At 49.6% G+C, this 24,210-nt stretch carries 21 protein-coding genes; 20 read left to right on the top strand and 1 reads right to left on the bottom strand.

Translation table 11 applies throughout. The features are described 5' to 3' along the window. The first annotated feature begins 13 nt into the window (after nucleotides 1–13). Both HPY31_RS27500 and HPY31_RS27495 read left to right on the top strand, forming a co-directional pair. Entirely contained in the window at nucleotides 14–721 is a 708-nt protein-coding gene (locus tag HPY31_RS27500; protein ID WP_172143190.1) for a glycosyltransferase family 2 protein, read from the top strand. Nucleotides 722–725: 4 nt separating this feature from the next. After that, a complete protein-coding gene (locus HPY31_RS27495) occupies nucleotides 726–2,909 on the top strand; it encodes a polysaccharide pyruvyl transferase family protein (protein WP_172143189.1) in 2,184 nt (727 codons plus the stop codon). 56 nt (nucleotides 2,910–2,965) lie between these two features. On the opposite strand, the gene HPY31_RS27490 is transcribed toward HPY31_RS27495, so the two are convergent. Further along, nucleotides 2,966–3,154, bottom strand: a complete 189-nt coding sequence (locus HPY31_RS27490; protein ID WP_016741380.1) for an H-type small acid-soluble spore protein — start codon at nucleotides 3,152–3,154, stop codon at nucleotides 2,966–2,968. A gap of 145 nt (nucleotides 3,155–3,299) precedes the next feature. Between HPY31_RS27490 and HPY31_RS27485 the strand changes: the two genes are divergently transcribed. From HPY31_RS27485 to HPY31_RS27400, 18 genes are all read left to right on the top strand, one after another. Next, nucleotides 3,300–3,776 carry a MarR family winged helix-turn-helix transcriptional regulator gene (locus HPY31_RS27485; RefSeq protein WP_172143188.1) on the top strand — a complete coding sequence of 159 codons (477 nt, stop codon included), beginning with the start codon at nucleotides 3,300–3,302 and terminating at the stop codon, nucleotides 3,774–3,776. Between the two features lie 76 nt (nucleotides 3,777–3,852). Continuing rightward, nucleotides 3,853–5,037, top strand: coding sequence for an ArsA family ATPase (locus HPY31_RS27480; RefSeq protein WP_172143187.1), 1,185 nt, complete (start codon nucleotides 3,853–3,855; stop codon nucleotides 5,035–5,037). Nucleotides 5,038–5,098: 61 nt separating this feature from the next. Continuing rightward, nucleotides 5,099–5,455: a DUF6463 family protein gene (locus HPY31_RS27475; protein ID WP_253901973.1), complete on the top strand. Its 357-nt coding sequence runs from the start codon at nucleotides 5,099–5,101 to the stop codon at nucleotides 5,453–5,455. 86 nt (nucleotides 5,456–5,541) lie between these two features. Beyond that, the gene (locus HPY31_RS27470; RefSeq protein WP_172143186.1) at nucleotides 5,542–6,285 is read left to right on the top strand and encodes a YwqG family protein; all 744 of its coding nucleotides are present in this window, start codon (nucleotides 5,542–5,544) and stop codon (nucleotides 6,283–6,285) included. A gap of 21 nt (nucleotides 6,286–6,306) precedes the next feature. Next, nucleotides 6,307–6,858 carry a riboflavin biosynthesis intermediates N-glycosidase gene (locus HPY31_RS27465; protein ID WP_172143185.1) on the top strand — a complete coding sequence of 184 codons (552 nt, stop codon included), beginning with the start codon at nucleotides 6,307–6,309 and terminating at the stop codon, nucleotides 6,856–6,858. Further along, nucleotides 6,855–7,661, top strand: a complete 807-nt coding sequence (locus HPY31_RS27460) for a metallophosphoesterase family protein (RefSeq protein WP_172143184.1) — start codon at nucleotides 6,855–6,857, stop codon at nucleotides 7,659–7,661. Before HPY31_RS27465 ends, HPY31_RS27460 begins: the two co-directional genes overlap by 4 nt. Nucleotides 7,662–8,094: 433 nt before the next feature. Further along, nucleotides 8,095–8,817, top strand: coding sequence for an amino acid ABC transporter ATP-binding protein (locus HPY31_RS27455; RefSeq protein WP_172143183.1), 723 nt, complete (start codon nucleotides 8,095–8,097; stop codon nucleotides 8,815–8,817). Between the two features lie 218 nt (nucleotides 8,818–9,035). Then, nucleotides 9,036–9,848, top strand: a complete 813-nt coding sequence (locus HPY31_RS27450; protein WP_172143182.1) for an ABC transporter substrate-binding protein — start codon at nucleotides 9,036–9,038, stop codon at nucleotides 9,846–9,848. 64 nt (nucleotides 9,849–9,912) lie between these two features. Beyond that, nucleotides 9,913–10,602, top strand: coding sequence for an amino acid ABC transporter permease (locus tag HPY31_RS27445; RefSeq protein WP_015892776.1), 690 nt, complete (start codon nucleotides 9,913–9,915; stop codon nucleotides 10,600–10,602). 27 nt (nucleotides 10,603–10,629) lie between these two features. Then, nucleotides 10,630–11,361, top strand: a complete 732-nt coding sequence (locus tag HPY31_RS27440; RefSeq protein WP_172143181.1) for an IclR family transcriptional regulator — start codon at nucleotides 10,630–10,632, stop codon at nucleotides 11,359–11,361. A gap of 100 nt (nucleotides 11,362–11,461) precedes the next feature. Beyond that, complete coding sequence (locus HPY31_RS27435) at nucleotides 11,462–11,671, top strand: hypothetical protein (RefSeq protein WP_172143180.1); 210 nt, start codon at nucleotides 11,462–11,464, stop codon at nucleotides 11,669–11,671. Nucleotides 11,672–12,034: 363 nt separating this feature from the next. Further along, nucleotides 12,035–12,313 carry a hypothetical protein gene (locus HPY31_RS27430; protein WP_172143179.1) on the top strand — a complete coding sequence of 93 codons (279 nt, stop codon included), beginning with the start codon at nucleotides 12,035–12,037 and terminating at the stop codon, nucleotides 12,311–12,313. A gap of 1,320 nt (nucleotides 12,314–13,633) precedes the next feature. Beyond that, nucleotides 13,634–14,812, top strand: a complete 1,179-nt coding sequence (locus HPY31_RS27425) for an ROK family protein (RefSeq protein ID WP_172143178.1) — start codon at nucleotides 13,634–13,636, stop codon at nucleotides 14,810–14,812. A gap of 24 nt (nucleotides 14,813–14,836) precedes the next feature. Further along, nucleotides 14,837–15,961 (top strand): extracellular solute-binding protein, encoded by a 1,125-nt coding sequence (locus HPY31_RS27420; RefSeq protein ID WP_172143177.1) that lies wholly within the window; start codon nucleotides 14,837–14,839, stop codon nucleotides 15,959–15,961. A 123-nt stretch (nucleotides 15,962–16,084) separates the two neighbouring features. After that, a complete protein-coding gene (locus tag HPY31_RS27415; protein WP_172143176.1) occupies nucleotides 16,085–17,161 on the top strand; it encodes an ABC transporter ATP-binding protein in 1,077 nt (358 codons plus the stop codon). A 14-nt stretch (nucleotides 17,162–17,175) separates the two neighbouring features. Continuing rightward, nucleotides 17,176–18,903: an ABC transporter permease gene (locus HPY31_RS27410; RefSeq protein WP_172143175.1), complete on the top strand. Its 1,728-nt coding sequence runs from the start codon at nucleotides 17,176–17,178 to the stop codon at nucleotides 18,901–18,903. A 53-nt stretch (nucleotides 18,904–18,956) separates the two neighbouring features. Beyond that, a complete protein-coding gene (locus HPY31_RS27405) occupies nucleotides 18,957–21,476 on the top strand; it encodes a PIG-L family deacetylase (protein ID WP_216675844.1) in 2,520 nt (839 codons plus the stop codon). Between the two features lie 120 nt (nucleotides 21,477–21,596). Continuing rightward, nucleotides 21,597–24,128, top strand: a complete 2,532-nt coding sequence (locus HPY31_RS27400; protein WP_172143173.1) for an NEW3 domain-containing protein — start codon at nucleotides 21,597–21,599, stop codon at nucleotides 24,126–24,128. Nucleotides 24,129–24,210 lie beyond the last annotated feature (82 nt).

Below are 24,210 nucleotides of genomic sequence, written 5' to 3'. Positions count from 1 at the left end.
GGAGGAAAAGAATTTGGCAAAAGAGAGAATAGAAGGTCTGGTAAGTGTCGTCATTACCAATTTCAACAGGGCTGCTTATATACGTGAATGCTTGGATAGCATCCTCCAGCAAACCTATGAGAATTGGGAGATTATCCTGATCGATGATGCATCGACAGATCATTCCGTAGAAGTGGCCAGAGAATGGCTGGAAGAGAGTAAAAGGTTTTTTCCAAGAGAGAATCAGGTGCTGATTCATGAACTCCCTCGCAATATTGGCTTTTCAGGTGCCATCAATGTCGGGCATTACCTAAGCAGAGGTGAGTTCATCGCGATTCAGGACTCGGATGATTTCTCCCATATCCTGCGTTTTTCGCGGCAGGTTGAATATTTGAAAAACCATCCTCAGATCGATTTGGTTGGTACGAACTACTATGCGTTTTCGGCCGATCATCCGGAAAAAAAGCAGCTCGCTGGATGGATCAAGTACGGCGATGACATTCGCAAAGTATACGGAAACGGGGGACACTGCGTCTGTCACGGAACCTGCATGTTTCGAGGGCGATTGTTTGACCAGATTGGAGGCCCGACACGCCGGATTGAGGGTGCAGAAGACTACGAATTTATCGCCAAAGCTTTGAATGCGAAAGCAGGCGTGAACAATATAGCAGAAGCATTATATTATTACCGGACCCACGCTGAGCAGCGTTCGGCCCACTATTATCGGAAGAAGGGAGGGTAAAAAGTTGACTAGCAGTAATGATCGGATATTGATGGTGCTGGACAGTTTGAGGACAGGCGGAACGGAGACACATGTTCTTAGCATGGGGAAAGCATTGAGGAAAAAAGGCGTCCAACTGTTTTATGCCGGTGGCAATGGCCCCTTTTACCAAGAATTTGTTGATGCAGGCTTTTGGGTTGAACCGATAGAATCCGCTCGTGAGCCGCTTTCGGCACGCAGACAGCATCTGATCGAATGTTACCGTGCATGTATGAAGAAGCATCGTATTACCATCGTCCATGTGCATCAAACGCCATCAGGCTTTCTTGCCGCTACGGCAGCCAATGAGCTCGGCATTCCTGTCGTGTTCACCTTGCATGGAACGTACTACCCAAAGGATGAGGCGATAAAAGTAGCCCAGCTTTGCTCCGCCGTTATCAGTGTGAGCAAACCTGTCCAACTATTCTGGCAAAGGCGCGGGGTAAAAACCACACTTATTTCCAATGGGATTGATATGGAAGAGTTTCAGTCTGGCTCAGCAAATAGGGCTGATGTGCCGTCTTTGCCGCCCGATGCCACAGTGGTTACGTATGTCAGTAGGCTGGCTTGGCAAAAAGCGACGGTGTGCAACATGGTGTTGCGGGCAACCAAAACACTGCGGAATGAAATCCCCAACCTGCATATCGTGGTGGTGGGTTCGGGTGCCCAGGCCATTCATGTTCATGAGCTGGCAAAAGTTCTGAATAAAGCCGCAGCGCAGCCCTATATTCACATTGTGGGGGAGCAAACTGATGTCCGGCCGTATTACGCCATCAGTGATTTGGTGATTGGAACAGGGAGGGTCGCGCTCGAAGCGATGGCGTGCGGAAAGCCCGTGCTTGCGATCGGGAATCACGGCTACGTCGGTTTGGTGGAACCTTCGTCTTACGAGTTGGCTTGGGACTGTTACTTCGGTGACCACTCCTCTGTGCAGAAGCCGTCTCCTCCGTTGATCGACAGTGCTCTGCGTCAAGCATGTAGTGACCGGAGTCAATTGAAGGAAATAGGAGGTCAAGGAAGGGCGTGGGTTCAAAAACAGTTTCCTATCACGCAAAAATGTGCCTCCTTGCTTACTATTTATGCACAAATAAAGAATGGAGGGGGGGCGACAAGCATGAAAAAAATATTGTACGTTGGCTGGTTAGGGTTTAACAATTTGGGCGACGAGCTGATGTGGCATGCCTTTTACAATTTGTCGTGCAAATACCTCGACCCTACACAGTACAAGGTAATACCTTCCTTGCCCGGGGTTGATCTGAAGGATTTAAGCGAGTATGACACCGTCGTTTTGGGGGGAGGATCGCTTCTCATCCCTGGGTATGTGGATGTAGCTTATCGTGCTGTTGAACAGAAAAAAAATCTTTGGGTCTGGGGAAGCGGATTTGACTCGCAAGATCGAGTCGAGCTGGATTCTTCCGGCAGAATGACGAGCAAGCTGATAAATGGCCAAGATAAAATGAGCCACATGCTGCAAAAAATCACCGAGCACGCCACGTTTTTTGGTGTACGCGGACCACTTACACGCCAATACCTCCAGCAAGCGGGAGTAGGAGATAAGGCAGTGATTAGCGGAGACCCGGGGATGCTGCTTCTCCCTGCATCATTGCCAATAGTTGTAGATAAAAGCAAGCGACCGATGATTGGCATCAACTGGGGCACTTCCTATAACCGGATTTATGGGAAAAACGAGACCGCAGTAGAGGATGCGCTGGCGCATGCAGCCAAGAAGCTAATCCAGGCAGGCTACGATATCCACTTGCTCACCATGTGGGGACCGGATCGGGAAGCCATTAAAAGACTGTACAACAAAATCAACGATCCAGCGCATACGATTCTCGACCTTGAGCTGCACGATCATACGCAAATGCTGCAGCTGATGAAGGGCTTTCAAGCGACGATCAACTTTAAGTTGCATGCCAATGTGCTGAGTGCCGCTGCGGGTGTTCCGTTCGTTTGTTTGGCGTATCGCATCAAGGGCATTGACTTCGCTTATTCACTGGATCTCCCGGAGCTCATCGTACCAACAGACGAGCCGCGATTAGGTGAACGAATTCTTTCCTGCACCTGGGAGGCCATCGCACGCAAGGAGCAGATCACAGCAAAATTGGCGGCGAGTCAGAAAAAAATGATCGAGAATTTGGAGCTACCGTTCATTCAGGGCTTGTTGTAAGACGAGGGGACCTGCGGATTCACTACAGGTCCCCTCCATCGTTGTCGTGACAAAAATCAGTACTCACCGTGCTCCCGCAAGCTGGCTACAGGAACGCTCATCTCCTGATCCGGCTGATTGAGCGGGTAAATCCTCGCCATGTCGTTGTCATCATCGATGTGCTGGATGTATACGGGCATTCCATCGCAGGTCACATTCGCCATAACGGGCGAAGCGGCGATTTCTTTCGCGCGCTGTTTATTCATTTTGATTCCTCCTGTCAGTTGTAACAGCTTTAATATGTACGTCTGCCCAGCATGGTATACTTTTTGCGCCTGTTGACATTCCCTAAAATATGTAATAAATTGAAGGGGAAATTACTACGAAATCGTACTAAAAGGAGTCGCCGGTATGCAGCAACTATATGACCTCTTTCTGAAAACCGGTTTGCGTCCGTTCGCCTTTATGTCCGATACGATGCAGCTTGAAGAAAAACTGACTCGCTCTGATTTGACGACTCTCCTCCTATTGCTGTTCCGCGGAGATTTGACTATGTCAGAGTTGGCGCAAGAGATGGGGGCGCCGCTTAGTTCGATGACCAGCATCGCGAAACGGCTTGAACGCAAAGGCTACATCGCGAGGGCTACCTCTGTAGAGGATCAACGGGTGAAGCTCGTCACACTGACACCACCAGGCAAACAGCTCGCAAAAGAATCAGAGCAAATCATGCTGACGATGTTGGGGAGGCTTCAGGAGGCATTTACATCGGAGGAAATGGAGCAATTCACTGCCCTTTTACTCAAAGCCGCCAAGGTATTTCAGGACGGAGGACCTGTCAAGCCTCGTGAAACAAAGGTTCGTTCCATCAAGATCAACATTGAGGAATAGTCTGATCGAGCCTGCTTCTTTTTTTGTCTAATTACTACGAAATCGTATTAAATGGATCGTGAAGGAGAGAGTCGAGATGAGAATCGTCATTTACACTGGCAAAGGTGGAGTTGGCAAGACAAGTGTTGCAGCAGCAACGGCTGTTAAGCTGGCAAAGCAGGGAAAGAGGACGCTCGTACTCAGTACGGATGCCGCACACAGTTTGGCAGATTCATTGGGGACTGTGATCGGACCAGACCCCGTACTCATCAGCGAAAATTTATGGGGCCAGGAAGTAAACAGCTTGCGGGAAACCGAGCGCAATTGGGGAGCCGTTCAGGGCTGGCTGACAACACTGCTCGACAAAGCACAGCTGACTGATATTACAACGGAAGAGATGCTTGTTTTTCCTGGCATGGAGGAAATGTTCAGTTTGCTACAGATTAAGGAACACGCCGTCAGCGGGCAGTTCGACGTCCTGGTAGTAGATTGTGCCCCAACCGGAGAAACCCTGCGTCTGCTCAGTTATCCCAACGTATTGAATTGGTGGTTGGAGAAAATTTTTCCGATGGAACGAAAGCTGATCAAACTGGTTCGCCCAGTGGCCAAGATCGTTAACAAAGTAGAGCTTCCTTCTGATGATGTGCTAAACAGCGTCGAGCAGCTCGCTCGGGGGCTGGAGGAAATGCAACGCATTGTTTTGGACCCGGAGATTACATCAGTGAGAATCGTAGTAAATCCAGAAAAAATGGTACTTGCGGAAGCAAAGCGCTCGTTTACGTACTTGAATCTGTTCGGGTTCAATACGGATGCCATCATCGTGAATCGGGTGCTTCCGGATGAAGCAGGGGAAGGATTTTTTGCTCACTGGCGAGAGCTGCAACGCAAGTATGAGAACGAAATCGTGGAAAACTTTCAGCCGCTTCCGATTTTGAAAGCACCGATGATGCCAAAAGAAGTGATTGGGCTTCCTGTGTTAGAAGAATTGGCTGATATCATTTTTGGAACAGAAGATCCATCCGCCAAGCTTTATCAGGGCAGAACGGAACTGATTCGAGAAGTGGATGGCGAGCTGCATTTGGAGCTGATGATTCCTTTTGTGGATAAAGCAGCGCTGGATTTAACGCAAACAGGGGATGAGTTGACCGTAAATGCGGGCGCCTACAAGCGAAAAGTCATCTTGCCACGAGTGTTAATGGGACGACAGGTGACGGGAGCGAAATATGCGGAAGATCGGCTGATTATTCGTTTTAGCGCAAGGGAAGGGGCTGCCCAGCATTGAGACATACTGGATCGAATCGGATGCTGACGATTCTCGGAAGAGGCCAACTTGAGAGGAGCGAATGGACATGGTAAGTGGGATCAAGCGCCAAATGGGTTTCACTCTCATCCTGACAGGACTGCTGCATACGGTTGTCGGTCTGTTTTTATACGCAAAGCCGCTTCAGCAGATTGTTGCTAATGGCTTTTGGAATGCGGTAGGGAAAGAAGAAGTTGCTGCTTTCTGGTTTCTGATGTTTGGCTTTTTGCTGATGTTGCTCGGATATATGGCGGATTGGCTGATGAAAAAGAAGGGAATGGAGACGCCGGCTGCCTTTGGTTGGACGATACTCGGGATTTGCGTGGTCGGGGTGATTGCCATGCCTACCTCTGGCTTCTGGCTTGGTATACCACAGGCTGGCATCCTGCTGCGCAAGTGATGTAAGAAATTTGCGGATAGGTAGATGGTTCAGATAAAATGAATGTAACCATTTTCCATATGGTTCAATATCCGAGGTGATCTTACTTGAACTTCTTAGATGCAAATAACCAATGGACCCCAGAGTTTTTGGAACACATCCAAAAATCCGCGAAGTCATCCATTAAGCTCACGCTGACGAAAGAACCGGCTACTTTAACAGATAGCAAGGTGGGCGGAAAGCCTTGGCTGCCGCCACAAATGCCATACCCACAGGATGAAGATGGAAACGACTACTTGTTTCTCGCACAAATCAACTGGGCGCAAATGCCGCAGCTCGATGGCTACCCCGCTAGTGGATTGACCAGTTTTTTTGTCAAGGAGGATGATACCTTCGGACTGATGGACCAATCCTTTCACGTGCTTCATTTTGAAGAGGTTATAGATACACAGGAAATTGACCCGTTTCAACCAGAGGACCCTGACGTGTACAGTCCGGTACTAGGTGGGCCATACAAAGTGACAGGAAAACTAGAGTCGCAGTACGTCCCTCATCGAGATCCACAGGCAGTGAATTATCAGCTACCTACCGACGAGGATGAGGTGGCCTACTCCAAATACTGGGACCTCGCCGATGCAAGTGGTTCACGGATCGGAGGATATCCCTACTTTACCCAGGAGTATGTGAATCGGGATGGATGGGAGATGCTCCTTCAACTGGATATGGAGGGCGACAATTACGATTACTATGTCTCGTGGGGAGATAGCGGAGTGGGCAACTTCTTCATTCGCAGGCAGGACCTGCTTCGTCTGGATTTTTCAAAGGTTTCGTATTCATGGGATTGTTTATAAAAGAGAGATGGGGATACAACGATGGCGCGCATACATGACATCCAAAGCTTACTCAAAGAATCGCAGAAGACCAGAGTGAAATACTTGTTCTTTTGGGGGCATACACAGAAGGATTCAGGCACGACCGATAAATCTTGTTTCAGCCAATGGTATCCGGCCGCTTTTGTAGAGGACGGTATCACGTACCCAACCGCTGAGCATTACATGATGGCGAAAAAGGCTGAGCTGTTCGGCGATTTTGCCATCCGTGATGAAATACTCAGGAAAAGTCATCCGAAACAAGCGAAGGATTTGGGACGAAAGGTACATTCCTTTGACGAGGCTGTGTGGAATGCGAACAAGACGGCAATTGTTCGCCAAGCAAATCTATTAAAATTCAGCCAGCATGCCGAGTTGAAAGCATATCTCTTGGAGACAGGTGACCGCATTATTGTCGAAGCGAGTCCTTATGATCGGATATGGGGAATCGGGATGGCCCAAGATCATCCGCATGCGGAACAGCCCGAGAAGTGGCGGGGAGAAAATTTGCTCGGTTTTGCATTGATGGCAGTCAGGGAGCAGCTGCGTTCGTGATCCAGATTACCAAGATCGGAGAAGAACCCGTCGAGCAGGTTCCCTATCTAGCAGCAGGCGCGAATGGCAAAGGTGTTGTTCCGAGCAGCTTGCCCATCTTTTTTGGGGAAATGGTGAATATTCCTGATGCTTATGATGCGATCATTATTACTTCCGATCTGCAAGGGGTGATAGAGCACGAGCAGCAGGTATTGCTTGGCGAAGCGTTGCCAGAGATGGTTTCACTGTTACTCCAAATCGAAAAGCCATCCATTTCAAGGGAACGCGTTCTGGTCTTGCTATGCGGTGACTTGTATGCCGATCCATGGGAACGGGGAAGTAGCGGCGATCCCTCTTCCGTATGGAAAGCTTTTCAACGCGAGTTTGGAGAGGTGGTCGGGGTTGTTGGCAATCACGATTTGTTTGACTCTGGTTCATTCGCACAGCTTCAACACATGGCAGATATCACCGTAATCAATGATCCTGAAATAGTGCAAGTCAGCCAGCTCCGTATTGCGGGCCTGGGCGGAATCGTAGGTCGTGCGGATAAACCGAATCGGAGGGAAAGGAAGGAGTTCCTGAAAGAAATGCGTGAGCTGCTTCGGAAGCAGCCTGACATATTGTTACTTCATCAAGGTCCGGATGAGCCTTCATTTGATCTGCAAGGCTTACCTGAAATTCGAGAGTGCTTGCAGCAACATTCTCCAGTACTCGTCTGCTGTGGGCATGTACACTGGGCGCGATCTTGGATCGAGCTTGGACAAGGGACACAAGTGTTGAACGCGGATGGGAAACTATTTGTCTTTACGCGAAAAAGTGGTTGAGCAGACTCTGCGCTGCTAACCACTTTTTTCTATTACTGAACGGAAAACGCATTTTTTACCTGTTCAAGGGACATGACCATTTGCCCATAAAGCTTTCCGTCTGGAGTCGCGGGGTCAAAACGTAAATGTCTCGGTGATCGGGATCGGCACCGTGAACTGATTGTTTATGATTCGACCTTTGGTCTCATCAATAGCCGCTCTTTTGACTTCCGGCTCAGGGTCAGATGGAGCCGCTTGCTGTGGGGGTGGTGCTGCTTGTGGACCTTACGGGCAGGAAAATGATTCCATATTCTTATCATGAATATTTATTCAATAAAACATATTTTTCTTGAATATCAGAAAATATATAATTATAATTTAAATCAGAAAACGTTTCCGGTATTCGGAAAAAGGAATACGCAATTCATCCGGGAGATAAATGGGGGATAGCAGGATGATTGAGGTTAAGCAGCTTGTCAAATCTTTTGGCCCGTTAACCGTGTTGAAGGGCGTTACGCTCACGGTGGAAGAAAAGGAAGTTGTCGTCTTGCTTGGAGCCAGTGGATCAGGCAAAAGTACTTTACTCCGATGTTTGAATTTTCTGGAGTTTTATGACAGCGGAGAGATTCGAATCGGCGGCCAGCAGATTGATCCACACAAGACGAATCTGAATCAGTTCCGCGCCGAGGTCGGCATGGTTTTTCAGCACTTCAATCTGTTTCCGCACAAGACCGTTTTGGAAAACGTGATCGAGGCACCTGTTCACGTCAAAGGGATGAATGCAGCAGAAGCCAAACAACTAGCGTACGAGCTCCTGAAAAAAGTAAATATGCAGGACAAAGCCGATGTCTACCCGGACATGCTCTCTGGTGGACAAAAGCAGCGGGTTGCCATCGCCCGGGCTCTTGCGATGAAGCCGAAGATCATGCTGTTTGATGAGCCAACCTCTGCACTCGATCCCGAGCTCGTCGGCGAAGTGCTACAGGTCATGAAGCAGCTCGCCAAAGAAGGAATGACGATGATCGTCGTGACACACGAGATGGGATTCGCTCGTGAGGTAGCAGATCGGGCGGTGTTCATGCACGATGGGCAAATCCTGGAGCAAGGACCGCCGAAAGAATTCTTTGAAAACCCACAGCATGATCGTACCAAGCAGTTTTTACGCAGCATCCGTTAAAATCCATGAAAAAGGTAGTTCAAAAAGTCGTCTTTTGATCACGAAGTAGTCCTGAAAGCTAATTCGACATCGAAAGAGGTGTTCACCTTCGAAGTCCGGTGCTCATGTAGGTCCGCTACATTCTGCTCCTCCTTCTTCAGGTTCTCACCACTTTCTCGGTGCTGAAAAGCCAACTTTTTGAACACGAATAATAGAGACGAATACAGGGGGAATCATCAATGAAAAAGCGTGCAAAATGGTCCGGAATTTTGTTGTCCACTGTCCTGGTAGGCTCGTTGTTGCTCTCTGCTTGTGGTTCACAGGGAAGTGCACCGGCAGCGGGTGGACAAGCTGGTGGAGACGGTGGAAAGAAGGATTTTACGTACGCCATGAGTGGCGTGTACAAGCCGTTTAGCTTCAAGGAAAACGGGCAACTGACTGGCTTTGACGTAGAGATTGGACAAGCGCTGGCAGAAAAAATGGGCATGAACGCAGTACCGATCACCAATCCATTTGAAACGATCATCCCTGGCCTGGACGCGAAAAAATACGACGCAGTCATCGGGAGCTTGACCGTCACACCTGAACGCCAAAAAGCTGTTTTGTTCACCAATCCATACTACCGTTCCGGTTCGCAAATTTTCGTACAAGAGGGCAATACAACAATCAAGACCAAAGAGGATTTGAAAGGCAAAAAGATCGGCGTCGTGAAAGCATCCAACTACTTGGATTGGGCGAAAAAGCTGACGGATGAAGACAAAATCACTCAATATGATAGCGATATCACCGCTTTGCTCGACCTGCCGACAGGGCGTCTCGATGCAGTGATTACCGACCAGGTAGTAGGCTTGCGATTCATTAAAGAAGGTGGCGGAAAAGTGATTGATGTAGGCGAACCACTCAGCTTTGACGAGCAAGCAATCGCTGTGCGCTTGGGTGATTCGGAGGCAGTGGAGCGGATCAACAAGGCGTTGGATGAGATCGTCAAAGACGGCACTTATGAGAAGATCAGCCAAAAATGGTTTGGTCGCAACATCTTGCAAAAACAGTAAGTGGGCAACGGGGTGTCCGTGGTGGACGCCCTCCTTGTAACGCTTCATGTGAGGAGGATGAAACGTGATTATTGATATTTTTCTATCCAGTTATCCCCTTTTTCTAAAAGCGACATGGCTCACGGTTCAGTTGACGGCAGTTGCCCTGATCCTAGGTTGTGTGGTAGGCCTTGTCATTGCCTTTTTCCGGATATCCGATTCCAAAGCTTTGAACTACATCGCGCACACCTACATTACCGTCATTCGCGGAACGCCATTGATCGTACAAATTTGTATCCTGTACTTCGGCTTGGCGAATATGGTCACGTTATCGCAGTTTTGGGCAGGGGCAATCGCGCTGGCCGTTCATAACGGTGCGTATATTGCGGAGATCTTCCGGGGGTCCATTCAGTCCATCGACCGCGGGCAAATGGAAGCGTCCAGGTCACTCGGAATGTCGTACCCGTTGGCGATGCGCAGAATCATTTTGCCGCAGGCGTTCCGTCGGGCGATCCCATCGCTTGGCAATCAGTTTATTATCGGGTTGAAGGATTCATCGTTGGTCGCCTATGTAGGGATGCAGGATTTATGGGGAACGGGTCTCGGGGAGGCAGCTTCCAACTACAAGCAGCTAGAGACGTATATGGTTGTCGGGTTGTACTATCTCGTACTGATCATGATCTTCTCGTATTTTGTGAATAAGCTGGAAGCAAGGCTTGCCAAAGGGAAAGCCCCCACTAAACAAACGAAAGATAACACAAGTGTTGCAGCGTAACTTTTTGTCATGGAGGACGAAAGAAGGATGGTTCAATCAGTCGAACGGGCGATGAAAATTATTCGGGTACTGATTTCAGACGAAAAACATGCTTGGCCGATTTCGGAGCTAGCGAGCGCAACAGGTCTACCAATCAGTACGCTCCACCGTTTTCTCGAATCCATGATCCAGTTCGGATTGGTTGAGCAGGACCCAGTCACCAAGCATTACAAGCCGGGATATACGTGGATGGAAATCGGTTTTATCCTGCATGAAAAGCTAAACCTGCGAGCTGTAGCGAGACCTTACATGGAGGAGCTGGCGAATGAAGTCGAGGAGAGTATCTTCCTCAACGTATTGGCCGGAACGGATTCGATGCCGATCGAAAAAGTAGAAAGTCCACTGAAAATACGCATAGATGAGAACCTGGGGGAGCGAATACCTCTCACAATTGGCGCCCCCAGTAAAATCATTCTCGCGTATTTGAAGCAGGATGCGATTACAAAGGTCGTTTCCGCCCAGCTTGCACGAGACAAGCAGCCGTCATTTTTGGAGCAGCTGAGTGAAGCCAAGAAAAGTGGCTATGCGATCAGCTACGAGGAGAAGACAGAAGGCACCATGGCAGTTGCCGCTCCGATCATCGGCTACGGAAATCAACTCGTCGGAGCGCTCTCGATCAACGCCCCATGCTTTCGGGTAACAGAAGATCGATTGCCCCTACTCATCGAAAAAGTGAAGCGTCAAGCTACAACGATTTCGGCAAGAATCGGTGGAGTATAAGCAAATCCTCCATTCCAGCATCTGTTGGTGGAGGGTTTGCTTTTTTTAATAGGAACCATTGAACGGGTTACAAATGAACAAAAGCGTGTTTTGATCATTTGTGGACAACTATCGAGGCTGTGTCGGTATTGTACCTCCTCCTGGGCCAGGTTTCGGTATTTTTCCTCCTCCAGGCTCCGGTGACGGAGGTGTAGTAGGTGTAGTAGATGTCGTAGACCCTGTCGAAGGCTCTGACTTTGGATCCGGTTTCCCCGAGCCGCTGTTATTGCTGTTGTTGTTATTCTCCAATGAATTCATCTCCTTTATATAGGGTAGATCCAATATGTAACGGTTTGATACGCTTAGCATTAGCGGACATTCGGCTTAGAGTAGGAAAAATCTGCTTTTAATGCACCTGAACGTGCTTAGCGTATATTTTTCGTTAAAATGTTGGTGGTTGCCCATATAGTTAGGGTAATTATTTACTTTGCATATGCATGGTATTCCAATAGTAAATTGGAAAATATAAGAACTGAATGTAGGGCAAATTGTCTCTTGGAAACAATATTTTCTTCTTGCACCTCGAGAGCGAGAGTTGTTTGCGTGATATAATTTTTATTTCTCTCATTTTTGTGTGGAACCGCAATGATATTGTAAAATGACAAAAGGTAAGAGAAATAGGAGATGACAACAAATGAGTAAGCAAGTAAACGAAACCGAGTTAGTTTCGCATTTAGCTACGAAAACAAAAGTAGACCCGCAAAAAATCATGATCGTACTCAAGCATGAGCAAGCGTACATGAACAGTGCGAAGGCAGATGCAAAAGGTGATGTCGACGTTGATTTTGATGATCTCGTAGATTACATCATGGGTAAGTCAGATGTGAAGCTGGATGAGATCACCGTCGAGAAGATCCTGGATGTAGAGATGGAATACTTGATCAAAAAAGGAGTCGCTGGATACATAGACTAATAGAGGACGTCTGATTATCAGGAAAAGAAGAGTAGTGTTCCAAGCACATTCCCCTGTAGAGGGTGATGTGCTTTTTTATTCTCACAACGCAAAAGGGTAATCATGATAAAAAATCTAAAAAATATCTGAAAGACAGTGGCTGCGGTGAGGAGAAGAATATTTCCAGTCTAGGCTCAGTGCTCCGTCCCTCAGGGAAGCATGGACTGTCCGCTCCGAAGGGATTAGCGGGGAAATGCAAAAGTGGTAGCCGCTACGTCGCATGGGCACGGTTGCATTTCTTTTGCCCGCTAATCCCTTCTCCGCTCGGTAGGACTCCACAAGTCGCTACGTCCGGAAATATTCTTCTCTGTCGTAACTGATGACTTCTTCATTCTATTAAGTCCTTAAAACCCCGTTTAAGCATGGAAAGCTCGTAGAGGAAACAGGAGAAAACAGCGAAGATCTTTGGTACACCGACCGAGACGGAATGCAAAAAGCGAAACACGCTCTTAAGCGTCCACCTCTGAAATACATCTTGAAAGGACCACTTTGGACGCGGTTTCGCTTTTTGTATGGAGTCGGGCAGTGAATCCCACAGCGGGTGGGACAAGAATCTGAGCGTTTTCTCCTGTTTCCTCGCCAACACTACAGCAACAACTCAAGGTCCCTAAATATGCAGCTGCGGTGGGGAGAAGAATATTTCCAGTCTAGGCTCCAGGCTCCGTCCCGCTGAGGGTTGAGACTGTCCGCTCCGAAGGGATTCGCGGGGAAACGCAAAAGTGGTAGCCGCTACGTCGCATGGGCACGGTTGCGTTTCTTTTGCCCGCGAATCCCTTCTCCGCTTGGTAGGACTCCACAAGTCGCTACGTCTGGAAATATTCTTCTCTGGCGTTGCTGAATACGTTCTTCGTTCTTTTAGGGCTTTTAAAACTCGATTGACACGAAAAGCTCGTAGAGGAAACAGGAGAAAACAGCGAAGATCTTTGGTACACCGACCGAGACGGAATGCAAAAAGCGAAACACGCCCTTAAGCGTCCACCTCTGAAACACATCCTGAAAGGACCACTTTGGACGCGGTTTCGCTTTTTGCATGGAGACGGGCAGTGAATCCCTCAGCGGGTGGGACAAGAATCTGAGCGTTTTCTCCTGTTTCCTCCCCACCACAACAGCGTGTCGACTGTATTTTTTAGTATTTTTTAACAATGGTTATATACACTAAAAAATCCAAAAAATATATGAAAGACAAATGTAAATTGTTTGACTATTGAGTGCTGCCGTGTCTATAATTTGGTTATCTTTGTTAGTAATGTTAACTAACTGTGTGGCGGTGATCGATGACACGTGCAAGTTCCCAAAAAAACAGGTAACAGCAAACTCGTGAAAAAACTGAATAAAGAAGAAGTATTGCAGCAAGTCGTCTTGCACGGGCAGATTTCCCGCGCAGATATCTCCAAACAGACACAGCTCAGCCGTCCATGTGTTTCCGCCCTCGTAGATGAGATGATCCAGGAAGGACTCCTGCAAGAAGTAGGAATGGGTGATTCCAAAGGCGGCCGCAAGCCGATTTTGTTGGAGTACAACTACCAGGCCTACGCCATAGCCGGCGCGATTTTTGAAGGCTCTACCCTAGATATGGCCATCGCAGATATGAAAGGCGAATTCTTGGCTCGCTATCGCAAACGGCTGGCACAACCAGCGAATGGCGAAACCGTCATCGAAGATTTGGCAGCCGGACTGGATCGTTTGCTCCGTGAAAGCGGCATCCCGCGAGAACGACTGCTCGGAATGGGCGTCGGCTTGCAAGGGGTGACACAGCGTGGCAGTGGAACCGTCAGCTTTTCACCTAGCACAGGCTGGATGGGCTCACCGATTCAGCAGACAATCGAAGCGCGACTCGGACTGCCCGTCATTATCGACAATGACGTGAATATGATGACACTGGGCGAGTACGTCCGTGGAGCAGGGGTCGGCCATACCAACGTCGTCTACATGTACGTAGGAACGGGGATTGGGGCCGGAATCATTTTGGATGGACAATTTTATCGGGGGAGTCGTGAGGCAGCAGGAGAAATCGGCTTCATGATGATCGGCCCGGTACATAATCGACCGAATGGCGCGTCAGGCGTGTTTGAGACGCATTATTCGATTCCGGGCATCCAAGAGCAGGCTAAGGGATTTCTCTCTGACCTTCAGGAAGGGTCGAGTGTCATAGAAGAGCTGATTCGGCACGCCAAACATAATCCGGAAGCAAAGAAGCTTCTTGCAGATGTGTATCGACATTGGGCGTACGGAATGGCGAACATCATCAGTATTTTGAACCCGGAAATATTGATCCTGAGCGGGGAGATGGTCCACGTCGATGGTGAAGGGGTGAAGCAAATTCACGAATGGCTGAGAGAATGGGTGCCCGAGGTGCCTAATCTTGAAAAAGCAAGTCTGGGGGAGCGAGCTGGTTTGATTGGTGCTGTCCACAGTGTTTTGGAAGCGTTTCCTTTCACACGACTGCTTGACAAAGAGTGAGAAGAACAAGAGGGGGAGTTCGTTTTGAAGAAGACAACTAGCAAGCTGAAAACATGGATGAAGGGCGTTTTTGTCAGCTCCTTGGCTCTGACTGTGGCTGCGTGCGGCACTGGAGGACAGGAAGCAAAGCCTGCCGACAACAGCGCAGGCGGCCAATCTGGCGCGGCTGCTCAACCTGCTGATTCATCGGGTGACCCACAAAGACTGGTGATTTACACCGGACGGGACAAAAACATTTTTGAAATCGTGTTGCCAAAATTCAAAGAAAAGTACCCGAACATTGAAGTGGAAACACTCGAAATGGGTGCCCAACAAATTTTGGAGCGCGTTCGTGCAGAGAAGGCGAACCCGCAGGCTGACTTCTGGTGGGGTGGTACCCAGTCTGCTCTAGCAACAGCGGCCAATGAAGATCTGCTGGAGCCATACAAGCCGACTTTTTCAGACAAGGTTCCAGATTTGTACAAAGATTCGCAAGATCGCTGGTACGGCGAAATGCTTTTGCCAGAGGTCATCATGTACAACTCGCAGGTGATGAAGCCAGAAGAAGCACCGCAAGATTGGGACGAATTGATCGATCCGAAATTCAAGGACAAGATCGTGATCCGAAACGTACTGCAGTCCGGCACAATGCGTACCATTTATTCCGCAATGATCTTCCGTCAAGGGGCGGATACTCCTGAAAAAGGTTATGAATGGCTGACCAAGCTCGATGCCAATACAAAAGAGTACACGCAAGACCCGACAAATCTGTATCTGAAGCTGGATCGTCAAGAGGGCGTCATCTCCTTGTGGAACCTCCAGGACGTTCTGATCCAAAGCAAAAAGAACAACCATCCGTATGACTTCATTTATCCGAAGAGCGGGGCACCGATTCTCGTAGACGGCGTGGCTCTCGTAAAAGGCGCGAAAAACCTGGATGGTGCGAAAAAGTTCATGGAATTCCTGATGAGTCCTGAAATAGCTGCCCAATTGGCGAAGGAACGCTTCCAGTTCCCATCTCGTACAGACATCAGCAAGGACCAATTGCCAGACTTCATGAAAAATCTCGAGCTGAAGCCAATGGAACTCGATTGGGCTGTCATGGCTGCAAAAGAAAAAGAGTGGATGCAGCATTGGGATGAAAACATCAAGGGGAAAGGCAAGAAGTAAGAAGATTTTTACCAAGCAGCTAGGCGGGAAGGCGTTGTCCTTTCCGTCTAGTCACTTATAGCAGTTGTTTGAAAACGGTCATCAGCTTGAAATGACTTGCGATGAAGGAGGAAACACAACCCGATGAGCAGCGTAACACTTGATCACGTTTACAAAAGGTTTGGTCAGGCAAAAGGGGTCGAAGATGTTCACATTCATATCGAATCAGGAGAGTTTTTTACTTTTCTCGGTCCGAGTGGCTGCGGCAAAACAACTACCCTGCGCATGATTGCCGGCTTTTATTATCCAACGGAAGGCCATATTCGCTTTGGATCACAGGAGGTTACATCTCTTCCCCCCCATAAGCGCAATACCGGGATGGTATTCCAAAACTACGCGTTGTTCCCGCACATGACTGTTTTTGAAAATATCGCGTTTGGCTTGCAGGTTCGGAAAGTGAACAAAACAGATGCAAAAGAGCGCGTAGAACGAATCATGAAGCTAGTCCGTCTGGAAGGCTATGGCGAACGCCGCATTGATCAGCTTTCTGGGGGACAACAACAACGGGTAGCACTGGCACGGGCGCTGGTCATCGAGCCGCAGATTCTGCTGTTGGATGAGCCGCTGTCCAATCTGGATGCGAAGCTTCGTGAAGAGACGCGCTTCGAGATCAAGAGACTCCAATTGGAGCTGGGGATTACGACGATTTACGTCACGCACGATCAGGCAGAAGCGATGTCGATGTCAGATCGAATCATGGTCATGCAGAGCGGAGAAGTGCAACAGATCGGAACGCCGCATGAGATTTACCATCGTCCTGTAAACCGTTTTGTCGCTTCTTTTATCGGCGAGACGAATCTGTGGGAAGGGACAGTTACAGGGTTTGACGGCGATGAAGTGCTGGTTCGCACGGCTTCTGGACAAATGCTCAGTGGATTTAAGGAAAATGCTTCTCCACGTGCACAGCTGTCAGTTGGGGAGAAAGTAACCATGTCCATTCGTCCTGAATCCGTTCTGGAGAGCACAGGCAACGAGGGACAAAATGTAGTGACAGGCTCTGTTGTCATGTCTGAATTTACAGGGGCGTGTGTCAATTACGTCACGGAGGTAGGAACGGAGAGCCTGCGCAGCATGTCGATCAACCTGGGACGACCGATTAAACAGCGCGGCGATGCCATCGGCCTACATATACCGAAAGAGAGCATTTATTTTGCCGGATAAGGGGGAAGAAGCTTTTGAGAGCAGAGTTGCAGCAAGCGCCGACAGCAGCCAGACGAAAGTCCATCACCGCTTCACCCGCCTTCGTCTACGTGCTGGTATCGCCACTCTTTTTAATATTGTTGGCTTATGTCGTTTATCCATTGTTCGAAACGTTCGTTGCGAGTATCAAAATCGATGAGGAAATTACGTGGAAAAACTACATTCGCTTCTTCAGTCTGGAGCATACTGCCAACCTGGAAGCGTTGTGGAACAGTATCTACATATCGGTTCTGAGTGTCATCACATGCGGAATCGTCGGCGTCACAATGGCGTTTTTATTGGAGCGCTATGAGTTTCCGGGACGAAAAATTCTTTCTGTGCTGGCTTTGGTTCCGATGGCGTTGCCTCCACTCATTGGTGTTCTCTCGTTTACCTTTTTGTACGGAGAAAGCGGAATCGTTCCACGGGCGATCAAAGAGCTGTTCGGGCTTGCCCAGGTTCCTTTCTCGTTAAAAGGAATGTGGGGTGTGGTCGTCGTTCATACGTTTACGATGTACACCTACTTTTTCATGACCGCAACAGCAGCAATCAAGGGACTCGACCCGTCCTTGGAAGAAGCGGCAGCCAGTCTTGGAGCGAATCGCTTTACCGTTTGGCGGCGTATTATTTTGCCGATGCTCACGCCAGCCATGGTCGCGTCTTCTCTGTTGGTTTTCATGATTTCGATGGCTTCTTATACGGCACCGCTCATTTTCGGCATTGACCGGACGATGACGATGCAAATCTATCTGTCTCGCACCAATGGGGATTTGGACATGGCTGCGACACAGTCTACGATTCTTTCGATTGTTTCTGTGGCTTTTCTTTTGATCATGCGTTGGTACCAAGGCGCGCGCAACTACCAGAACTTGAGCAAAGGGGTCAGCGTGCACCGTACTGAGATCAAGAGCAAAGCGGGACGTTACACCACGATTGTGCTGTCTTTTATCGGTACAATCATTCTGATGCTGCCAATTCTCGTATTGGTACTCATTTCCTTCTCGGTGGATGGTACCTGGACGGTGCAAATATTACCTCCTGAGTATACCTTGTCGCATTACATGGATTTGTTCACGGATAGTAAGACATGGCGTCCGATTCTCAACAGCTTGCAGTTGTCTGCGATCGCGGTAGTCGGGATCGTCATTTTCGGTGTAGCTGCGGCATATGCCATGGTTCGTCTCAAGTTTCGCGGGAAAACGCTTCTGGATGTGTTGATCATGCTGCCATGGGCATTGCCAGGGACAGTTGTGGCGATCAACCTGATTGCTGCGTTCAGTGAGCCAAATGCATTTAGCTTTGGACAGGTTTTGATCGGAACATTCTGGATTATCCCATTGGCTTATTTTGTCCGACATCTGCCACTTGTGTTTCGTTCTACCAATGCGACCTTGATGCAGATGGACCCATCTGTTGAGGAGGCTGCGCGAAATCTCGGTGCTTCCTGGTGGTACAGCTTCAGGCGTGTCGTGTTCCCGATGGCGTGGGGGGGAATTCTCGCAGGTACGCTCTTGGCATTCGTCCAGTGTATCGGGGAGTTCGTGGCTTCGATTCTGATCTTCACACCGAAGACAACGCCATTGTCTGTCGCGGTATTCCAACGCATGTACAGTAATGAATTCGGCACCGCTTGCGCCTATGGTGTCTTGCAAATCGTGGTCATCATCATCGTGTTGTTCATCTCCAGAAAACTGACCGGAGATAAAGCGGGAACGACCGTGTAAAGCTGGATGCCTTCGTCAAAAAGGGGGAGCTTCACGTGGATGTCAGTGAATCGATGGACAAGAAATCACCGAATGTACAGCCGACCAAACTGCCCTGCCCGCCTATTCCCGCATCTGTTCGCACCATGCAGGGAGAACACGGACTGCTCGATCTGTGGAAAGCGATTAAGCCGCTCGCTACCATTGCCAGTGCCATGAATACAGGTGCCCATCCAGACGATGAGCACAGTGCGATGCTTGCATATTTGGCGCTGGGGAAAGGCGTGTATACCACGAGTGTGATCGCGACGAGAGGGGAAGGCGGCCAAAACGAAATTGGCTGCGAGCAAGGTACCGCGCTGGGGATTATCCGGACGCGTGAGCTGGAAGAAGCCTCCTCTCTTAGCAATGTGACGCTTGGCATCTTAAGCGAAGAGCTGGATGATCCCATTCATGATTTCGGGTTCTCCAAATGCGCCGAAGAAACCTTCCGCAAATGGGGCGAAGAGGTCGTGTATGAGCGATTGATTCGAAAAATCAGGGAGCTGCGCCCCGATGTCGTCATCGCTTGCTTTGAAAATGAACCGACGACACACGGACATCACCGGGCGATTACGTTACTGACACAGCGAGCTTTCCACGAAGCAGCCGATCCACAGATCTTTCCTGCGCATAGGCAGGCTGGACTTTTGCCGTGGCAAATGAAAAAGCTGTATCTTCCAATCATGGACAATGATGATTATCACGTCGCGGTACCCGTGGGGGAATACGACCAAATCTACGGCTCATCCTATGTGCAGCTTGGTGAACGATCGAGGTTTATGCATAAGACACAGGGAATGGGTGTTCATTACGATGAAGGCCCGACCTACAATTACTATCGCTTGGATGCATCGGTTTTTCCGGCACCTGAAAAAGAGCGCGACTTTTTTTTCGGACTGCCTGTCAGTTTTGCTGATCTGGCGCAGGGTATCGTTGCAAAAGGCGGGCAAGAACTCGCGGAAGTGCTGCACCGAATGCACGATGCGGCTACAGATGTATTGAATGCCTACCCGCGATTTGCTGAAGTGGCACAAAGGGTTCACCGCATGAAAGCTTTGCTTGCGACTGCACAACAAGAAGTATGCAAGGCTCCACTCGATGAAGAAACAAAGATAGATTTGATGTATCGGCTAGGACTCAAGGAAGCGCAGCTTAACCGTGCCAGTGCCGAGGCTCTTTCGTTGGTCGTGAAAATCAAGCCGGAGACGGGCGAGTGGGTGGCAGGGCAGACGACAACGGTTACCGTAACGGCTTACAACGGCGGCTCGCTTGAGGTTGAGCATGTGCAGCTGCGTATGCGTGTCCCTGCTGGATGGACGGCGAAACCACTGACGCCAACTGTGTTTCCACGACTTGCCTACAATCAGACGGTGTGCACCGTATTTGAGGTATCGATTCCTGCACAGACGGAGCTGTTCCATCCTTACAAGCCTCCCGTGCTCGATGTCGAGGTGCTCTATTTCGCCTTCGAGACAGCCAGTACGATTCGTGTGGAGCCGGAAAGCCGTGTAGCTGTGCTTCCACCGTATGCGGTGACGCTGACCCCGTCAGATGTCGTGCGAAACACGCTGCATACGGATGAGACGATCCCGGTTAAGGTAACACTGAAACAGTACCGTCCGGGAAGCTCTACAGCCAAGGTCGCTCTCGTTGTCCCGGCAGGCTGGACAGCGGAGCCAGCCTTTGTCGATGTTCCGTTTTCTTTTCGCAGCGAGACGAAAACAATCGCTTTTACTGTTCATACCACACCGCAGGTGACGAATGGCAAATATCAGATCAGCGCTACGGTCGCGGGGACAGACGGTGTGACAGAGATCGCGCAGGATGTGCAGGTCATTGAATACCCGCATGTCGGTCGCACGTATTTCATCCGGGCCGCTACGCTGACTGTTCAAGCCTTTGATCTGGCCATCCCGAAAAACCAGCGGATCGGCTACGTATCCAGCGGTTTTGACAATCTGGATAAATACTTGCGCGCGGTTGGGGTGAATTGCCTCAATCTGGACGCAAACGAAATACAATCGGGCGATTTGTCCCGCTACGACACGATTGTTCTCGGTATTCGCGCATACGGATTCCGTCGCGAATTAATCGAGAGCAACCAGCGTCTTTTACACTATGTAGAAAACGGCGGAAATCTCGTCGTTCAATATCATAAGCCAGAGGACAAATGGAAGCCGCACTTGGCGCCATACCCTATTTTTATCGGCGAGTCGCTGATCGATTGGCGGGTGACCAATGAGCAATCAGACGTCCGTATGCTGGCCCCTGACCATCCGATGTTTCAGGAGCCAAACGTGATTACCCAAGCGGACTGGGATGGATGGGTGCAGGAGCGCTCCATCTACAATCCTTCTCGCTGGGGGAGCGAGTATACCGAGCTGATTGCGACAAGTGATCCGGGAGAACCGGAGTTCCGCGGCATTTTCCTCACGGCGCACTATGGAAAAGGGACGTACACCTACAGCTCGCTTGCCTGGTTCCGTGAGATTCCACAGCTAGTCCCTGGCGCTTTTCGTTTGTTCGTCAACATGATCAGTCAGAAGCAGTAATGCCCCATCCACTCCGGGCCAACCGTGGGTCGATCCATGGCTACATCAATGAAATGCAAACGTACAGACCGCCATGATTGATATAGACATCAATCTGAAAATGGAATGGAGGAACGTTCATTGAGTAAGGGGAAACTTGCCAAGCTGTACACGATTACGACTGCTGCGGTGCTGGCCACGAGTCTGATTATGCCGATAGCACCCGAGACCGCCCATGCAGACCGCGGGGTTGTCGACCTGTGGAAAGCCATCAAGCCGCTCACCACGATTGCCAGTGCGATGAACACTGGAGCACATCCGGACGATGAGCACAGTTCCATGCTTGCGTACTTGTCGCTTGGCAAAGGGGTGGACACATCCAGTGTCATTGCGAACCGAGGCGAGGGAGGACAGAACGAGATAGGCAGCGAGCTGGGTAATGCGCTGGGGATCATTCGCACCCGCGAATTGCAGGAAGCTTCCAAAATCACGAACATCCATCTGGAGAACCTCAGTGAAAAAATCGATGACCCTATTTTTGACTTCGGCTTTTCCAAAAGTCCGGATGAAACCTTGCAAAAATGGGGCGAGGATGTCGCGTATGAAAAGCTCATCCGCCGTATTCGGACACTGAGACCCGATGTCGTGATTCCCGCATTTTTGAACGAACCTTCGACTCACGGCCATCATCGCGCGATTAATGTCATTACGGTACGGGCATTCAAGGATGCCGCAGATCCAAATGTTTTTCCACAGCATGCAAAGGAAGGCTTGGCTCCTTGGCAGGTGAAGAAGCTGTATCTGCCTGCAAAGGAACAGGATTACTCGGTCAAGGTGCCTGTTGGCGACTATGACGAAATTTATGGTGCCTCTTACGTCCAACTCGGCGAAGAATCCCGTTTCATGCACAAGAGCCAGGGCATGGGACGTCACTATGACGAAGGGCCAAGCTTCAATTATTACAAGCTCGATCAATCCATCGTAGAGACAAAAGGCAAGGAAGCAGACTTTTTTGAGGGAATTGCCTATTCATTTGACGATTTAGCCAAGGACGTTGCCAGCAAGTCTGGCGGGGAAAAAGTCGCAGGTGAACTGAAAAAGCTGCAAAAGGATGCCGCAGAGGTCATTGCTGCGTACCCAAGCTTTGCCTCCGTAGCCAAGGAAGCGCATGAGATGTTGGCGGATGTGGAAAAAGCGACGGCAGCAGTCGAAGCCTCCTCCCTGCCAACTGACACGAAAACAGACTTGCTCCATCGTTTGGGAGTGAAGAAATCCCAGCTGAACAAAGCTAGTGCCGAAGCGCTCTCGATCGTAACCAAAGTAAAACCTGAGACAACTGAACTGGTAGCAGGCCAAACGACAAAAGTAACGGTCACGGCTTACAACGGCGGCCAAGCAAAAGTCGGGAAGATCAATCTCGCGCTGAATGTACCAAAAGGCTGGCAAGCCAAGCCGCAATCGACTACCAGCTTTTCATCGCTCGGCTACAATCAGACGGTGAAAACGACTTTTGATGTCTCAGTTCCTTCTGATGCTGCTCTGTTCCAACCGTATGCCGCTCCTGCCATTACAGCAGATGTCAGCTACAGCTTTGCAGGCTCGACGGCGAATAGCCATGTGGCACCAGCAGATGCCATTGCAGTTCTTCCATCTTTTTCTATGGTGCTGAGTCCAAATGCGACGGTTTTGAATACGCAGAAGCCAGAGGAGCCAATCCCGGTCAAGGTTACAGTGAAAAACTACAATCCAGGTGCAGCGAAAACAGCCATCTCTCTCGATGTACCAAAAGGCTGGATCGTGGAGCCACAAGCAGCACCGCTCGCCTTTGAGGCCAAGGGAGAAACGAAGTCCGTTGCCTTTACGGTCAAAGCAGACGCTTTGGTCCAACCGGATAAGTATACGGTGACAGCAGTAGCGTCTGGCAGTGGAAAAGAGAGCCGACACGGGGCCCAGGTCATCCGTTACCCGCATATCGGCACGACTTACTTTGTTCAACCAGCGACGCTTGCCATACAGGCATTTGACCTGAAGGTGCCGGAAGGATTGAAGGTCGGTTACGTATCCAGTGGCTTTGACAATATTGACCAGTATTTGTCCCAATTGGGAGTCAATGTGACCAATCTGTCGGCAAAAGACATCGAGTCTGGCGATCTGGATCAATACGATACGATCGTGCTGGGCATTCGCGCTTATGGTTTCCGACCTGAGCTGATTCCATCGAATGCACGCTTGCTCAAATACGTGGAAAACGGCGGTAATCTGGTCGTGCAATACCACAAGCCAGAGGATAAATGGAAGCCGGAGCTGGCTCCTTATCCGATCAAAATCGGGGCTCCGCTGATTCAATGGCGTGTCACAGACGAAACCTCCAAAGTGACAGTATTGGCGCCTGATCATGCCTTGTTTCACTCGCCAAACAAAATCACGGAGAAAGATTGGGACAACTGGATTCAGGATCGTTCCGCTTACAATCCATCCGAGTGGGGTAAGGAATACACTGAGCTAATCTCGAATGGCGACGAGGGCGAGAAGGAATTTACGGGTACGTACCTCACTGCCAAGTATGGAAAAGGAACATATACCTACAGCTCGCTCGTGTGGTATCGCGAAATTCCGTCACTCGTACCGGGTGCGATCCGATTGTTTGTCAACATGATCAGCCCACAGCAGTAATCATAGTAGAAGGGAAGGCGATCGTACGGCGGTCGCCTCCCTCCTAAAAGAAAATCAGACGCAAAAATAGAAGCAGCTTACG

The sequence above is a fragment of the Brevibacillus sp. HB1.3 genome (assembly GCF_013186635.1).
Classification (GTDB): Bacteria; Bacillota; Bacilli; order Brevibacillales; family Brevibacillaceae; genus Brevibacillus; species Brevibacillus brevis_D.
This window is presented reverse-complemented; position numbering and strand designations above follow the sequence as displayed.

What these genes read in the sequence shown, in the direction of transcription:
- HPY31_RS27490 (WP_016741380.1), bottom strand. Translation starts at nt 3,154, where the DNA reads ATGAATAAACAGCGCGCGAAAGAAATCGCCGCTTCGCCCGTTATGGCG.
- HPY31_RS27485 (WP_172143188.1), top strand. Translation starts at nt 3,300, where the DNA reads ATGCAGCAACTATATGACCTCTTTCTGAAAACCGGTTTGCGTCCGTTC.
- HPY31_RS27480 (WP_172143187.1), top strand. Translation starts at nt 3,853, where the DNA reads ATGAGAATCGTCATTTACACTGGCAAAGGTGGAGTTGGCAAGACAAGT.
- HPY31_RS27475 (WP_253901973.1), top strand. Translation starts at nt 5,099, where the DNA reads ATGGACATGGTAAGTGGGATCAAGCGCCAAATGGGTTTCACTCTCATC.
- HPY31_RS27465 (WP_172143185.1), top strand. Translation starts at nt 6,307, where the DNA reads ATGGCGCGCATACATGACATCCAAAGCTTACTCAAAGAATCGCAGAAG.
- HPY31_RS27455 (WP_172143183.1), top strand. Translation starts at nt 8,095, where the DNA reads ATGATTGAGGTTAAGCAGCTTGTCAAATCTTTTGGCCCGTTAACCGTG.
- HPY31_RS27450 (WP_172143182.1), top strand. Translation starts at nt 9,036, where the DNA reads ATGAAAAAGCGTGCAAAATGGTCCGGAATTTTGTTGTCCACTGTCCTG.
- HPY31_RS27440 (WP_172143181.1), top strand. Translation starts at nt 10,630, where the DNA reads ATGGTTCAATCAGTCGAACGGGCGATGAAAATTATTCGGGTACTGATT.
- HPY31_RS27430 (WP_172143179.1), top strand. Translation starts at nt 12,035, where the DNA reads ATGAGTAAGCAAGTAAACGAAACCGAGTTAGTTTCGCATTTAGCTACG.
- HPY31_RS27415 (WP_172143176.1), top strand. Translation starts at nt 16,085, where the DNA reads ATGAGCAGCGTAACACTTGATCACGTTTACAAAAGGTTTGGTCAGGCA.
- HPY31_RS27405 (WP_216675844.1), top strand. Translation starts at nt 18,957, where the DNA reads ATGGACAAGAAATCACCGAATGTACAGCCGACCAAACTGCCCTGCCCG.